This window comes from Candidatus Macondimonas diazotrophica (assembly GCF_004684205.1).
Lineage (GTDB): Bacteria > Pseudomonadota > Gammaproteobacteria > UBA5335 > UBA5335 > Macondimonas > Macondimonas diazotrophica.
Genome location: NZ_SRIO01000079.1, coordinates 1 through 587, shown reverse-complemented (window position 1 = coordinate 587; position 587 = coordinate 1). Strand labels below are relative to the sequence as shown.

Below are 587 nucleotides of genomic sequence, written 5' to 3'. Positions count from 1 at the left end.
GCCGCTTCAGCGCGCGCAACGGCATACGGCGCCTGCACAACTCCTGGAGGCGTTGCGCCGCGAGATATTCAGTCACCGAGCGGTGGTGGAAGCGCACGCGGCCGTACGAGGCAAAGGTGAACAGGGGCCGCTCGAGTAGCGCCTTGCGCTCATCCGGCTTCCAGTCCGCCAGGATGATCGATGGTTCGAGAGCGGCTTCCTGCGGAGCGACATCGGCGGCGGCGTTATGTCGGATCGCCGTGCGGCGGGTGACGAGCAGCGCCAGCGCGAGACGGCTCGCGCCTTCGAGGGCCTTCTCCGCCGAAAGCTCGGCCGGCTCTGGCCGGTCATCCCGGGGCAGCAACTTGACGCGCACGTTTTCGCAAACCTGCTCCCGGTGACTGCGGATGCGGTTTTGGACTTTCCAGCCCGCGCAAATCTCGATCAAGTCCTGCGGGCGGCGAGCAAACGGGAGGGCGTCGCGCCTTTTCAGTTCTGCCAGCAACTGGTCGGAATTACCAACACCCTGAAGCCGCGCGAACTCGCCAATCTGCGCTTGGGACAGTGGAATCAGGGCGACACGGCGCCAAGCCGATACTTCGTCGCTA

Annotated in this window: 1 protein-coding gene; it reads right to left on the bottom strand. The window is 65.4% G+C overall.

All coding sequences use genetic code 11. The annotated features are described in order from the left end of the window. Nucleotides 1-587: hypothetical protein (locus E4680_RS13960; RefSeq protein WP_205688959.1), on the bottom strand; the 587-nt coding region annotated here is incomplete at both ends.